The sequence below is a fragment of the Nocardia huaxiensis genome (assembly GCF_013744875.1).
GTDB lineage: Bacteria > Actinomycetota > Actinomycetes > Mycobacteriales > Mycobacteriaceae > Nocardia > Nocardia huaxiensis.
On sequence record NZ_CP059399.1, the window covers coordinates 1,228,235 to 1,241,065 of the forward strand.

The 12,831-nt window shown below is 66.8% G+C and carries 20 protein-coding genes; 16 read left to right on the forward strand and 4 right to left on the reverse strand.

What is annotated here, in order from left to right:
• Positions 1-104 precede the first annotated feature (104 nt).
• Positions 105-488: a hypothetical protein gene (locus H0264_RS05560; protein WP_181582966.1), complete on the forward strand. Its 384-nt coding sequence runs from the start codon at positions 105-107 to the stop codon at positions 486-488.
• Positions 489-513: 25 nt separating this feature from the next.
• Here H0264_RS05560 and H0264_RS05565 read toward each other — a convergent pair whose 3' ends face one another.
• Positions 514-1,587, reverse strand: a complete 1,074-nt coding sequence (locus H0264_RS05565; protein WP_181582967.1) for a hypothetical protein — start codon at positions 1,585-1,587, stop codon at positions 514-516.
• A gap of 578 nt (positions 1,588-2,165) precedes the next feature.
• Here H0264_RS05565 and rpsJ point away from each other — a divergent pair.
• The 12 genes from rpsJ to H0264_RS05625 all read left to right on the forward strand — a co-directional run bounded on the left by rpsJ (position 2,166) and on the right by H0264_RS05625 (position 8,166).
• Entirely contained in the window at positions 2,166-2,471 is a 306-nt protein-coding gene (gene rpsJ / locus H0264_RS05570) for a 30S ribosomal protein S10 (RefSeq protein WP_003938093.1), read from the forward strand.
• Positions 2,472-2,485: 14 nt separating this feature from the next.
• Positions 2,486-3,151, forward strand: a complete 666-nt coding sequence (gene rplC, locus H0264_RS05575; RefSeq protein WP_181582968.1) for a 50S ribosomal protein L3 — start codon at positions 2,486-2,488, stop codon at positions 3,149-3,151.
• On the forward strand, positions 3,148-3,819 hold the full coding sequence (gene rplD, locus H0264_RS05580) for a 50S ribosomal protein L4 (protein WP_181582969.1): 672 nt from the start codon (positions 3,148-3,150) through the stop codon (positions 3,817-3,819). The genes rplC and rplD overlap by 4 nt, the downstream gene beginning before the upstream one ends.
• Entirely contained in the window at positions 3,816-4,121 is a 306-nt protein-coding gene (gene rplW / locus H0264_RS05585; protein ID WP_067712168.1) for a 50S ribosomal protein L23, read from the forward strand. Before rplD ends, rplW begins: the two co-directional genes overlap by 4 nt.
• Before the next feature lie 33 nt (positions 4,122-4,154).
• Entirely contained in the window at positions 4,155-4,985 is an 831-nt protein-coding gene (gene rplB / locus H0264_RS05590) for a 50S ribosomal protein L2 (protein ID WP_181582970.1), read from the forward strand.
• Positions 4,986-4,999: 14 nt separating this feature from the next.
• Complete coding sequence (gene rpsS, locus H0264_RS05595) at positions 5,000-5,281, forward strand: 30S ribosomal protein S19 (RefSeq protein WP_019931198.1); 282 nt, start codon at positions 5,000-5,002, stop codon at positions 5,279-5,281.
• The gene (gene rplV, locus H0264_RS05600; protein ID WP_181582971.1) at positions 5,278-5,673 is read left to right on the forward strand and encodes a 50S ribosomal protein L22; all 396 of its coding nucleotides are present in this window, start codon (positions 5,278-5,280) and stop codon (positions 5,671-5,673) included. Before rpsS ends, rplV begins: the two co-directional genes overlap by 4 nt.
• On the forward strand, positions 5,674-6,480 hold the full coding sequence (rpsC, locus tag H0264_RS05605) for a 30S ribosomal protein S3 (RefSeq protein WP_033091021.1): 807 nt from the start codon (positions 5,674-5,676) through the stop codon (positions 6,478-6,480).
• A 3-nt stretch (positions 6,481-6,483) separates the two neighbouring features.
• On the forward strand, positions 6,484-6,900 hold the full coding sequence (gene rplP / locus H0264_RS05610; RefSeq protein ID WP_181582972.1) for a 50S ribosomal protein L16: 417 nt from the start codon (positions 6,484-6,486) through the stop codon (positions 6,898-6,900).
• On the forward strand, positions 6,900-7,139 hold the full coding sequence (gene rpmC, locus H0264_RS05615) for a 50S ribosomal protein L29 (RefSeq protein ID WP_181582973.1): 240 nt from the start codon (positions 6,900-6,902) through the stop codon (positions 7,137-7,139). The genes rplP and rpmC overlap by 1 nt, the downstream gene beginning before the upstream one ends.
• Complete coding sequence (gene rpsQ / locus H0264_RS05620) at positions 7,136-7,432, forward strand: 30S ribosomal protein S17 (RefSeq protein ID WP_157388622.1); 297 nt, start codon at positions 7,136-7,138, stop codon at positions 7,430-7,432. The genes rpmC and rpsQ overlap by 4 nt, the downstream gene beginning before the upstream one ends.
• A 221-nt stretch (positions 7,433-7,653) precedes the next feature.
• A complete protein-coding gene (locus H0264_RS05625; RefSeq protein WP_231084063.1) occupies positions 7,654-8,166 on the forward strand; it encodes a hypothetical protein in 513 nt (170 codons plus the stop codon).
• A 10-nt stretch (positions 8,167-8,176) separates the two neighbouring features.
• On the opposite strand, the gene H0264_RS05630 is transcribed toward H0264_RS05625, so the two are convergent.
• Together H0264_RS05630 and H0264_RS05635 are read right to left on the reverse strand one after the other, a co-directional pair.
• On the reverse strand, positions 8,177-8,602 hold the full coding sequence (locus H0264_RS05630) for a pyridoxamine 5'-phosphate oxidase family protein (RefSeq protein ID WP_181582975.1): 426 nt from the start codon (positions 8,600-8,602) through the stop codon (positions 8,177-8,179).
• A 26-nt stretch (positions 8,603-8,628) separates the two neighbouring features.
• A complete protein-coding gene (locus H0264_RS05635; RefSeq protein WP_181582976.1) occupies positions 8,629-9,090 on the reverse strand; it encodes a MarR family winged helix-turn-helix transcriptional regulator in 462 nt (153 codons plus the stop codon).
• 152 nt (positions 9,091-9,242) lie between these two features.
• Between H0264_RS05635 and H0264_RS05640 the strand changes: the two genes are divergently transcribed.
• Positions 9,243-10,445 carry an MFS transporter gene (locus H0264_RS05640; protein WP_181582977.1) on the forward strand — a complete coding sequence of 401 codons (1,203 nt, stop codon included), beginning with the start codon at positions 9,243-9,245 and terminating at the stop codon, positions 10,443-10,445.
• A 79-nt stretch (positions 10,446-10,524) separates the two neighbouring features.
• On the opposite strand, the gene H0264_RS05645 is transcribed toward H0264_RS05640, so the two are convergent.
• Positions 10,525-10,911, reverse strand: coding sequence for a DUF5997 family protein (locus tag H0264_RS05645; RefSeq protein ID WP_420832080.1), 387 nt, complete (start codon positions 10,909-10,911; stop codon positions 10,525-10,527).
• A gap of 107 nt (positions 10,912-11,018) precedes the next feature.
• Between H0264_RS05645 and H0264_RS05650 the strand changes: the two genes are divergently transcribed.
• Positions 11,019-11,996 carry a LysR family transcriptional regulator gene (locus H0264_RS05650; protein ID WP_181582979.1) on the forward strand — a complete coding sequence of 326 codons (978 nt, stop codon included), beginning with the start codon at positions 11,019-11,021 and terminating at the stop codon, positions 11,994-11,996.
• A 253-nt stretch (positions 11,997-12,249) separates the two neighbouring features.
• A complete protein-coding gene (locus H0264_RS05655; protein WP_181582980.1) occupies positions 12,250-12,798 on the forward strand; it encodes an EXLDI protein in 549 nt (182 codons plus the stop codon).
• The last annotated feature ends 33 nt before the right edge of the window (positions 12,799-12,831 follow it).

Sequence of the window (12,831 nt, forward strand, 5' to 3'; positions counted from 1 at the left end):
GACAACTGGACGGGCGCTTGATAATTTGAGCCGTCGCGTGAAGGGCGCGGCTGGAGATCGGCGCCAAATGCCGGTTCGTCGGGGGAAGTGGAGTTTTCGTAATCATGGGTATTCGTACCGCTGTCGCCGCGCTGGGCATCGTGTTGGCGAGCGGTTTCGGAGTGTCGGCTGGAGCGGGGGCGGCGGGTGCGATCGATCCGCTCAGTTCTCCGGAAAAGGGCCTGTACTTCGGGGTGGCGCTGGACAGCGGTGAGACTGTGGCGCTGAGCAATTCGCCCATCCCGGTCGTGCTCGATCGGATCGTGGGTGATTCCGCGATCTTCCTGATCAGCAGTGGAGGTGGGGAGTTCGATTCCTATTACCTCAGTTTCCCGGTCAGCGACGTGATCGCCCAGGTTGCCGCGCGCGGCGGCCACTTCGGGATCGCCTGGGTGGACGCTGCCCAGAATTACGGCCGGTCGTTCCGGCTCGTCGCGGTCCTGCCCTGATCGTGACCGGACAGGCGGCGGAAGGCTAGCTGCCCGCCGCCTTCTTGTCAGGATGGGAAGTGCCCCACGTGATTTCGGGTAGCGCGAGCGCGGCAGCCGTTTGCAGGTGATGCAGTGACGGCACACGCAGGCGCAAACCCGGGATCTCGATGGTGATGTGGGAGTCCGGACGCGGAGCCGGGCCGGGCTCGACCCGTGCCGGAAGTGCCAGGGGCGGTTCGGGTTCCGGCTCGGGGACCGGGGGAGTGGTCGCGCTGCGCGACGCGCCCGGGATGAAGTTCGCTACCAGTCGTCCGGGCGCGGTGAGAATGCCCAGGGCCTGATTCGCGGTACCGGTAAGGAGATCCCGGGCCTGGATGGCGGTCCCGGAGACGAGATCCAGTGCTTGGTCGGCGGTGCTGGTGATCGCGTCGCGCGCCTGCTGCGCGGTGCCGGTGATCACCTCGAGCGCCTGGTCCGCTGTGCCGGTGATCATGTCGCGCGCTTGGCCCGCCACGGTGGCGAGGGTCGCGAGCGGGTCTGCGGCCGGGGTGGCCGTCTCCGGTACCGGCAGGGCGAACTGGGGGTCAGGGCCGCCGATGGCGATGTAATTCGTTGTGGTGGTGGGGTATTGGTAGTAGCCGGGGTCGCCGAGGCGGCGGGAGGTGGTGGCGCGTTCGGCGATGGTGCCGGGGATGCGGGTGATGTCGGAGGCGGCGGCCGAGACCGCGCCGGCGATGCGGACGGCGTCGCTGAGCGGGCTGGCGGCGTAGGCGTCCTGGGCGTTCTCGGCGGCTTTGCGGGCCGAATGGGCCCAGTGCACCATTTCGGCGAGCAGCATTTCGACGTGGCCGAGTACGGCGACCGCGCGCAGGGTCACCTCGACGGGCAGCAGGACCGCGCCCGCGAGGACTTCGCCGGGGAGCGGCGCGGGCGCTTGGCCGTTGAGCATCGGTCCGGCGGCGCCCTGCCAGCCGGCGCGATAGCCCGGACCGATCGGCATGGGGCGTTGTACTTGCACGGGTGCGCGCACGACGGTGACGCCCTGGGGGAGTCGGCGGTCGGTGGCGCCCAGTCCGGGTAGCTGCGGAAGCGCGTTGAATACGGACAGAATCGACATGCCAAACCCCTCCTGCTCGTGCGCTCCCCGGTCCCGGATGGTCGGAACCCCGCGCACAACGGCATTATTGGGACCCTAACCCGCCCTCGTGCGGCCCGTCGCGGTGAAGGCGGCGCTCCGGCGCAAATCGGACAGCCGGATGCCACCTACCGGACCCGATGTGACCTGGGTTATCGGTGACGAAGGTAATCCAGGGGGCGATTTGAACTGCCCCCCGGCCGTGGGGCATACTGTTCGGGTTGCCCGCACCGGGTTGTGTGGATTCCAGTGGAATTCCGCAGGTGGCGGGTGAGTGAGACCCAATTTTGCACCCGCCCGATGCTGGCGCGGGTGCGTCCGGGACACTGTTTCGCGGCCCATATGGATTCTTTCCTGGGCTGGGGAATGAGCAATAGGGCGACACGCCCGACCGCGTGGACCGGATGAACCATGACAGATGAACAGCGGTGACGGATCGGGCGAGGCCCGGTCGTAGTGATTGGCTGATGCGTCTTCGTGTGTTCGGGCTGTGCAAATGAGGGTGGTCTGAGAGGGAAACCTCTTGGCCCACAACGTAAGCGGAGAAAAGGACACTCAGCGTGGCGGGACAGAAGATCCGCATCAGGCTCAAGGCCTACGACCATGAGGCGATCGACGCGTCTGCGCGCAAGATCGTCGAGACGGTGACCCGCACCGGTGCCCGTGTCGTCGGGCCCGTGCCGTTGCCGACCGAGAAGAACGTGTACTGCGTCATCCGTTCGCCGCACAAGTACAAGGACTCGCGCGAGCACTTCGAGATGCGCACGCACAAGCGGCTGATCGACATCCTCGACCCGACGCCGAAGACCGTTGACGCTCTCATGCGCATCGATCTGCCGGCCAGCGTCGACGTCAACATTCAGTGACGGGGTATTCGACTATGACTGACAACAAGAGCCGTCCGGCCGCGGGCATCCTGGGCACCAAGCTCGGCATGACCCAGGTCTTCGACGAGAAGAACCGCGTCGTTCCTGTGACCGTCATCAAGGCTGGTCCGAACGTCGTCACCCAGATCCGCACCGAGGAGCGCGACGGTTACGCCGCCATCCAGGTTGCTTACGGCGCCATCGACCCGCGCAAGGTGAACAAGCCGGTTTCCGGCCAGTTCGCCAAGGCCGGCGTCACCCCGCGCCGCCACATCGCCGAGCTGCGCGTGGCCGACACCTCCGCTTTCGAGGTCGGCCAGGAGATCAACGCCGACGCTTTCGAGGCCGGCAGCTACGTCGACGTCACCGGCACCTCCAAGGGCAAGGGCTTCGCGGGCACCATGAAGCGCCACGGTTTCCGTGGTCAGGGTGCTTCGCACGGTGCGCAGGCCGTGCACCGTCGTCCGGGTTCCATCGGCGGTTGCTCCACCCCGGGTCGCGTGTTCAAGGGCATGCGCATGTCCGGCCGGATGGGTAGCGACCGCGTCACCACGCAGAACCTCTCGGTCCACAAGGTGGATGCCGAGAACGGCCTGCTGCTGATCAAGGGCGCGATCCCGGGCCGCACCGGCGGCATCGTGATCGTCAAGAGTGCAGTGAAGGGTGGTGCCCGGGCGTGAGCACCGAGACCAAGACCAACCTGACGCTTCCGGTCAAGGTGGCCGGCGGCAAGACCGAAGGCACCGTCGAGCTCCCCGCGGAGATCTTCGACGTGACCGCCAACATCGCGCTGATGCACCAGGTCGTCGTGGCCCAGCAGGCCGCGGCTCGCCAGGGCACGCACGCCACCAAGACCCGCGGCGACGTCCGCGGCGGTGGCAAGAAGCCGTACCGCCAGAAGGGCACCGGCCGCGCCCGCCAGGGTTCGACCCGTGCGCCGCAGTTCGCCGGCGGTGGCACCGTGCACGGCCCGCAGCCGCGCGACTACACCCAGCGTCTGCCCAAGAAGATGAAGGTCGCCGCGCTGCGTGGCGCTCTGTCGGACCGGGCTCGCAACGAGCGCATCCACGTGATCACGGAACTGGTTGCGGGTCAGACCCCGTCGACCAAGACCGCCAAGTCTTTCCTCGCCGAGCTGTCGACCCGGAAGAACATCCTGGTCGTCGTCGGTCGCGAGGATGTCACCGCGTGGAAGAGCGTGGCGAACCTGCAGGGCGTGCACCCGATCGCCCCCGACCAGCTGAACACCTACGACGTCCTGAAGTCGGACGAGGTCGTGTTCTCGGTCGAGGCGCTCAACGCCTTCGTGCACGGCCCCGCCGAAGCTGCACAGGAGGAGAGCAAGTGACCACCATCGCCGATCCCCGCGACATCCTGCTCGCGCCGGTGATCTCCGAGAAGTCCTACGGACTGATCGAAGAGGGCACCTACACCTTCATCGTGCACCCGGACTCGAACAAGACGCAGATCAAGATTGCCGTCGAGAAGGTTTTCGGCGTCAAGGTGACCTCCGTCAACACCGCCAACCGTCAGGGCAAGCGCAAGCGGACCCGCTTCGGTTACGGCACGCGCAAGAGCACCAAGCGCGCGCTCGTGACCATCTCGGCCGACAGCAAGCCCATCGAGATCTTCGGAGGCCCGGTCGCGTAAGCGGCGGGGACTTCAGAAAGTAGAGAAGAACTCATGGCAATCCGTAAGTACAAGCCGACGACCCCGGGTCGCCGCGGTGCTTCGGTCTCGGACTTCGCCGAGATCACCCGCTCGACCCCCGAGAAGTCGCTGCTGCGTCCGCTCACCAAGACCGGTGGCCGTAACTCGCAGGGCCGCATCACCACTCGTCACAAGGGTGGCGGCCACAAGCGCGCCTACCGTCTGATCGACTTCCGTCGTTTGGACAAGGACGGCATCCCCGCCAAGGTCGCGCACATCGAGTACGACCCCAACCGGACCGCGAACATCGCCCTGCTGCACTACGCGGACGGCGAGAAGCGCTACATCATCGCGCCCAAGGGCATTGCCCAGGGCACGAAGATCGAGTCCGGCACCGGCGCCGACATCAAGCCCGGCAACAACCTGCCGCTGCGCTCGATCCCGACCGGTACCACCATCCACGCCGTGGAGCTCCGTCCCGGTGGCGGTGCCAAGCTGGCCCGCTCGGCCGGCATGAGCATCCAGCTGCTGGGTAAGGAAGGCCAGTACGCCGTGCTGCGTATGCCTTCCGGTGAAATCCGTCGCGTCGACGTGCGCTGCCGCGCCACCGTCGGCGAGGTCGGCAACGCCGAGCAGTCGAACATCAACTGGGGCAAGGCCGGCCGTATGCGGTGGAAGGGCGTTCGCCCGACCGTCCGTGGTGTGGTCATGAACCCGGTCGACCACCCGCACGGTGGTGGTGAGGGTAAGACCTCCGGTGGTCGCCACCCGGTCTCCCCGTGGGGCAAGCCCGAGGGCCGCACCCGTAAGCCCAACCGTCCGAGCGACAAGCTCATCGTCCGCCGCCGCGGCAAGAAGCGTTAAGGAGGAGGTCAGACATGCCACGCAGCCTCAAGAAGGGCCCGTTCGTCGACGAACACCTCCTCAAGAAGGTGGACGTTCAGAACGAGAAGGGCACGAAGCAGGTCATCAAGACCTGGTCGCGTCGTTCCACCATCATCCCCGACTTCATCGGTCACACGTTCTCGGTCCACGACGGCCGCAAGCACGTGCCGGTGTTCGTGTCGGAGAACATGGTCGGACACAAGCTCGGTGAATTCGCGCCGACTCGTACGTTCAAGAGCCACGTCAAGGAAGATCGGAAGAGCAAGCGGCGATGAGCACTGAAACTCAGAACCCGACCGCGCGCGCGACCGCGAAGCACGTTCGCGTGACCCCGATGAAGGCTCGCCGTGTCGTGGACCTGGTCCGCGGCAAGCGAGTCGAGGACGCGCTGAACATCCTGCGGTTCGCCCCGCAGGCCGCCAGCGAGCCGGTCGCCAAGGTTGTGGCCTCGGCCGCCGCCAACGCGCAGAACAACCTGGGCCTGAACCCGGCGACGCTGGTCATCTCGACCGCGTTCGTCGACGAGGGCGCGACCATGAAGCGTTTCCAGCCGCGCGCCCAGGGCCGTGCGTTCCGGATTCGCAAGCGCACCAGCCACATCACCATCGAGGTCGAGAGCGTGCCCACTGCCGGTGCCACTCGTAACCGGAAGGGAGGGGCAAAGTAAATGGGACAGAAGATCAACCCCCATGGCTTCCGCCTCGGCATCACCACCGACTGGAAGTCGCGTTGGTACGCGGACAAGCAGTACGCGGACTACGTGAAGGAAGACGTCGCGATCCGCAAGCTCCTCGCCACCGGCATGGAGCGGGCCGGCATCTCGAAGGTCGAGATCGAGCGCACCCGTGACCGCGTGCGGGTGGACATCCACACCGCGCGTCCGGGCATCGTGATCGGCCGTCGTGGCGCCGAAGCCGACCGCATTCGCGCCGAGCTGGAGAAGCTCACCAAGAAGCAGGTTCAGCTGAACATCCTCGAGGTCAAGAACCCCGAGTCGGATGCGCAGCTGGTTGCCCAGGGTGTGGCCGAGCAGCTGTCGAACCGTGTGGCGTTCCGTCGCGCGATGCGCAAGGCCATCCAGTCGGCCATGCGTTCGCCGAACGTCAAGGGCATCCGTGTGCAGTGCTCCGGCCGTCTCGGCGGTGCGGAAATGTCGCGCTCGGAGTTCTACCGTGAGGGTCGGGTGCCGCTGCACACGCTGCGCGCCGACATCGACTACGGCCTGTACGAGGCGAAGACCACCTTCGGCCGCATCGGCGTGAAGGTCTGGATCTACAAGGGCGACATCGTCGGCGGCAAGCGCGAGGTCACCGCTGTGGCCCCGTCCGGCCGCGACCGTGACGACCGCCCGCGTCGCGAGCGTCCGAGCCGTCCGCGTCGCAGCGGTGCCCAGGGCACCACCGCGACCAGCACTGAGGCCGGCCGCGCCGCCACCGCTGTGGCGGAGGCACCGGCAGAGAATCAGGAGGGCTGACCTATGTTGATGCCCCGCAAGGTCAAGCACCGTAAGCAGCATCACCCGAAGCGCTCTGGCATGGCCAAGGGCGGCACCGCGGTTTCGTTCGGCGAGTACGGCATCCAGGCTCTGGAGCCGGCCTACGTGACGAACCGTCAGATCGAGTCGGCGCGTATCGCGATGACCCGCCACATCAAGCGTGGCGGCAAGGTCTGGATCAACATCTACCCGGACCGTCCGCTCACCAAGAAGCCGGCCGAAACCCGAATGGGTTCCGGTAAGGGTTCGCCGGAGTGGTGGATCGCGAACGTGAAGCCCGGCCGGGTCATGTTCGAGCTGTCCTACCCGAACGAGGAGACCGCTCGCGAGGCCCTGCGCCGCGCGATGCACAAGCTCCCGATGAAGTGCCGGATCGTGACGCGAGAGGAGCAGTTCTGATGGCTACCGGAACTCCGGCCGCAGATCTGCGCGAGCTCAACGAAGACGAGCTCGTCGCCAAGCTGCGCGAATCCAAGGAAGAGCTGTTCAACCTGCGCTTCCAGATGGCGACCGGTCAGATGACCAACAACCGTCGCCTGCGTGTGGTCCGTCACGAGATCGCCCGCATCTACACGGTCATGCGCGAGCGTGAGCTCGGCCTGGCCTCCGGTCCTGAAGGCAAGGGAGACGCCGCATGAGCGACGTAAAGGGCCCGGCCAAGACGCCGGCCAAGCAGGAGGAGCGTGGCTCGCGCAAGGTGCGCATCGGCTACGTCGTCTCCGACAAGATGACCAAGACCATCGTGGTCGAGCTGGAAGATCGCGTGAAGCACAAGCTTTACGGCAAGATCATCCGCACCACCTCGAAGGTGAAGGCGCACGACGAGAACGAGATCGCCGGCATCGGCGACCGCGTGCAGCTGATGGAGACCCGTCCGCTGTCCGCCACCAAGCGGTGGCGTCTGGTCGAGGTCCTCGAGAAGGCTAAGTAAGCTCTCGAAGTCTCACAGTTTGTAAAGCGAAGGCCCGCTTCCCGTTTCGGGGGAAGCGGGCCTTCGTGTATTTGTCGCGTAGGTCTCGTTAACAGTCGGTCGGGTATTGGCGTTGGACCCGGTGGAAGCGCTATCTTTTTCGTGCTATGAGGGATGCTGTGACGACTCCGGGTGCTTGGCGATCGAGCGACAACGAAGTGGTGTCTTTTCGGGACGCCGCAGTGGCATGGGCCCTGGCCGCCCATGAGGTGCTGGCCGAAACCGCAACTGGCTACGGCCATTTCGTGACGATCAACGAACTCGCCGAGCGCGTGCAGGAAATGTCCGGCGTCCGCACCAGCGCCCCCACCCGCACCTGGATGGACGCCATCCTGCGCAAGGTCGCCCGCCGCTGCCACAACGCCGGCGAGCCCCCGCTCACTGCCCTGTGCGTCAAGCAGAACCACAAGGTCACCGAAAGCTACAAGTACGTCCTGGAATTGGCGCACCTCCCCATCCCCGCGGACATGGAAGTGCACGCCGCCTACGCCCGCTGGCAGTGCTACGCGGCGTACGGCGCCGACATCCCGGCCGACGGCGGCGTCCCGCCCCTCATCTCCAAAAACGGTGTCTCGCAGCGCGTTACTTCGGCGAAGCCCGCCCCCGCGGCCAAGCCGGACCCGGAGCCGCGTGCAGCCGTCTGTTCGACCTGCTTCACCCAGCTCCCGGCCAACGGCGTCTGCTTCTACTGCTAGCCGCCCGCTGTCACAGGCTGCCGAGGTCGGCGGAGAGCCAGTGTTGCGGACGCATGTGGATGGTGACCATGTCGCCGTATGACTCGGACGCTTTCAGGTACGCCTCGGCCTTGTCCGGGGCGAGGTAGCGTTCGGCCATTTCACGGTTCTCGGCGTCGGTCATCGGGGTGGTGGAGACGATGGGGCCCTCGGCGGTGACGTAGCGGATGGTGGGTTCCAGGACCTGGGCCATGAGGCTGAAGCGGCCGGCGGCTTGCAGGGCCCGGTTCTTCGCGGATTCGGTGCCGGTGATGATCCAGAGGTTGCCCTCGGGGGCGTACTGGTACCAGATGGGCACATTCAGTGGGGCCCGGTCGGGCTTGGTGGCGGTGACGGACAGCGCCCCGATGAGGGGCTGTGCGAGGAACTCCATGCGTTCTTGCGGTGTGAGTGCCATGCAAACCACGGTACGACGCTCCGGTGTCAGACGGCCGGTGCGTGCAGGGATTCGACGACGCGGACCAGGGGCGCGAGTTCGGCGTTCGAGGCGGCCTCGTCCAGTGCCTCTCGGAGGGCGGAATCGTTTGTGGGCCGGGCCCGTTCGAGGAGTTCGCGGCCGGCGTCGGTGACCTTGGTGTAGATGCCGCGGCGGTCGTGGGGGCACAGGTAGCGCTCGAGCAGGCCGCGGTCTTCGAGGCGGGTGACCAGGCGGGTGGTGGCGCTCTGGGACAGGACGACGGCGTCGGCCACCTGTTTCATCTGGAGCATGCCGCCGTCGCCGTCGTGCTGGCGGCTGAGGACGTTGAGCAGGGAGTATTCGCGGACGCTGAGGCCGTGGGCGGATTGCAGGGCGCGTTCCAGGTGGGCTTCGATGCGGCCGTGTAGCAGCGAGAGGGCGCACCAGCCGTCGGCGAGGGCGATCATCGCGGGGTCGGTGGCGGTCATGGGATCTCCTTCTCGGTGCCGTCGGTCGTGCGAAGCGGCTGTCACCAGCATAGACCACTCGCGAAATAATCGGCGCTTGCAAATAACGCGCGCCTGCAACTATTGTGAGTGCACGTAATGAGCACTTGCAATCGTCTGTAAGGGGAAATCTCATGCCGCTCGCGCTGCTGGCCCTCGCCATCGGAGCCTTCGGAATCGGCACCACCGAATTCGTGATCATGGGCCTGTTGCCGCAGGTCGCCGACGGTTTCGGGGTGTCCATCCCGACCGCGGGCTGGTTGGTCACCGGCTACGCGCTCGGCGTCGTGCTCGGCGCGCCGATCATGACCGTGCTCGGCACCCGAGTCTCCCGCAAGCGCATGCTCATGCTGCTCATGGGCTTCTTCATCGTGGGCAACCTGCTCTCCGCGATCGCCCCGGTATTCGGCGTCATGCTGCTGGGCCGGGTGGTCGCCTCGCTGGCGCACGGTGCGTTCTTCGGCATCGGCTCGGTGGTCGCCGCCGATCTGGTCGCGCCCGACAGGAAGGCCGCCGCCATCGCCTACATGTTCACCGGCCTGACCGTCGCGAATGTGGTGGGCGTGCCGATGGGCACGTTGATCGGTCACGCCGTCGGCTGGCGGGTGAGTTTCGCCGTCGTCGCCGCCCTGGGCGTGGCGGGCTTGCTCGGCGTGGCCAAGCTGGTGCCGGAAATGCCCAAGCAGGAAGGGGTGCGCCTGCGTCATGAAGTGGCCGCTTTCAAGAACATTCAGGTGCTGCTGGCCCTCGGCATGACGGTCCTCGGCTTCGGCGGCGTATTCGCGGCCATCACCTACATCGCACCCGAGATGACCGAAATCACCGGCTACGCAGAGGGTTCCGTCACCTGGCTGCTGGTGCTGCTGGGCCTCGGCATGGTCGCCGGGAACCTGGTGGGTGGCAGGTTCGCCGACCGCGCGCTCATGCCCATGCTCTACATCTCGCTGACCCTGCTGGCGATCACGCTGGGCCTGTTCACCCTCACCGCCCACTCCAAAGTCCTTGCGGCCGTGACGATCTTCCTGATCGGCGCGTTCGGCTTCGCCACGGTCCCGTCCCTGCAGAAGCGCGTCCTGGACCAGGCCCACGCCGCCCCGACCATGGCTTCGGCCATGAACATCGGCGCCTTCAACCTCGGCAATGCGCTGGCGGCCTGGCTCGGCGGCCTGACTCTCTCCGCCGGGCTCGGTTTCACCGCGCCCAACTGGGTCGGCGTGGCCCTGGCGGTCTCGGCCCTCGGGCTGGCGGTCACCTCGGCAGCGCTGGAGCGCCGCCAGAACGCGGACGCCGCAACCGTTTCCGGCAGCGAGCGTACTCGGGAGCTGGCCGCGGTCTGATCGTGTGGATCCCGGCCAAACCCGCGCCGGGATGACGAAGGCCCGCCTCCTATGAGGAGGCGGGCCTTCGCTGTCTCGGCTACACCCAGTTCTTGCGCGGCCGGTTGCTGGCGGCGCGGCGTTCGGCTTCCTTTTCCTTCACGCGTTCGGCTTCCTTGCGGACCTCGACGAGGTTCTCGCGTTCGCGGATCAGCCATTCCGGCGGGTCGGCGAGCAGGGCGTCGATCTCGTCGGCGGTGAGGGCGTCGTCGACGCCGGCGCGCGCCAGCCCGGAGTTGGACACTCCGAGTTTGCGGGCCACCACGTCACGCGGGAAGGGTCCGGTGCGGCGCAGCTCGGTCAGCCACTCGGGCGGGTTGGTGCGCAGCTCGTCGAGCTGGGCGCGGGTGACGGGCGAGTTCCGGAACTCCTCGGGCGCGGCGGGCAGGTAGATGCCGAGCTTGGTGGCCGCGGTCAGCGGCTTCATGGTCTGGGGGTTCTTGTCCGGGCTCACCTGATCAGGGTATCGGGCGCACCGGGTCGGACCGACCGCGCGGTGCGGTAGCCGCGGCGCGGTGCAATAGCCTGGACGGCATGAGCCGGTTCGAATCGATCGAGGTGCCGCGGCTGCGGTGGTTCGCCGCGGTTGCGGAGGAATTGCATTTCGCGCGAGCCGCCAAGGGGCTGGGCATCTCTCGGCAGCGGTTGAGCCGGACGGTCATCGAGTTGGAGGAGGAGCTCGGCACGAAACTGTTCGTGCCGGGTGACGGTCCGACCGAACTCACCGACGAGGGCCGGGAGCTGCTGGCCGCCGCCCGCGAGATCATTGCCCGGACGCCCGTGGCCGCGCCGGTCGTGGCGTCCGAGGCGGCCGAGCGGCTGCGGGTCGGTTTCGTGCCGGGCGTCACGGTCACCAAGTGGGAGCGCATCTGGGGTGACCGGTTCGCCGACGTCCCGCTCGAATTGATTCCGACTCCGATGGGGGAGCAGGAGGTCGCCCTGCGCGAGGGTCGCGTCGACATGTGCTTCGTGCGCCTGCCCATCGACCGCGAGGGCGTGAACGCGATTCCGCTCTACCGTGAGGTGCCGGTGGTGGTGGTGCCGAAGGATTCCGCGGTGGCCGCCTTCGACGCGGTGAGCACCGCCGATCTGGCGGACGAGCGCATGCAGGACGCCTCGGATCTGGATGACGCCGCCATGACCATGGAGTTGGTCGCGGCGGTCAGCGGCGCGGCGATCGTCCCGCATTCCATTGCGCGCCTGCATCATCGGAAGGATCTGGTGTATCGCACGGTCACCGACGCTCCTGATACCGAGGTGGCGCTGGCCTGGCCGACCGCGAAGACCACGGAGCTGGTGGAGGAGTTCGTGGGCGTGGTGCGCGGGCGTTCGGAGCGCAGTTCGCGATCATCCTCGGGTCGTACCGAGGACAAACCGGCGCAGTCGCGCGGCAAGCAGGCGGCGGGTGGGAAGCAGCCCGCCAAGAAGCCGCAGCCTGCGAAGAAGCAGTCGGGTGTGGCGCGCGGCCGGTCCGGCGGTGCGAAGTCCGCGGGTCGGCGGCGCGGCCGCTAGTCTCGCGAAACCCCTGTTCACGGGCCCGTCTCCGGTGTGGAGGCGGGCCTTTCGGCGGTCAGGGCTCGAGTTGGGTGATTTTTCAGGGTGACATCAGGGTTGCGCTATACGTATACGTCTACATATAGTGACTACAGCGGTTCGATCGACCGCGTAAAGATCAGAACTGATGCGGCACATGGGATTTCGACCCACAGCGCCGTGTTGTAGACGCATGCCCATATGCGCATTCACTGATGAAAAGGGGACGGCCATGGCCACCGATATGCACAAGCCCGCCGAGCAGAACACCGACACCACCCTCGAGGTCGTGCCCGACGCCACCACCGGCGAGATGCAGGAGATCGTGCTGCGCGTCGGCCCGGGCGGCGGCCGCACCCAGCGCTTCACCGGCCGCCTGCTCACCGAATCGCACCAGGTCACCACGGCCGGCACCGAGATCATCCGGATCTACCTCAGCCGCAAGGGCAAGTTCGTGGTGCACCGCCACTACATCGACTGGAACGACCTGACCCAGCACGCCAAGAAGACCTTCCAGGACAAGAAGGAGGGCTTCGCCGAGGCACGCGCCCAGGCGGGTCACTCCGGTCAGTTCAGTCAGGCCGATCTGGCCGTCTTCGGCAACTGGTTGAAGGACATGAAGGACTGGCGCGGCTTCCTCGGTCTCGACGAGAACTTCGGCGACTTCACCCTCGACATCGTCGACACCCTGGCCGAGGTGCGAAACCTGGTGCCCGCCAAGGCCTACCGGATCGTGGCCGACGCGGTCGGCAACCCGTCCGTGGAACACCTCGACATCTGACGCTCGCGGCCGATTCCCGAAAGGACTTCTCCC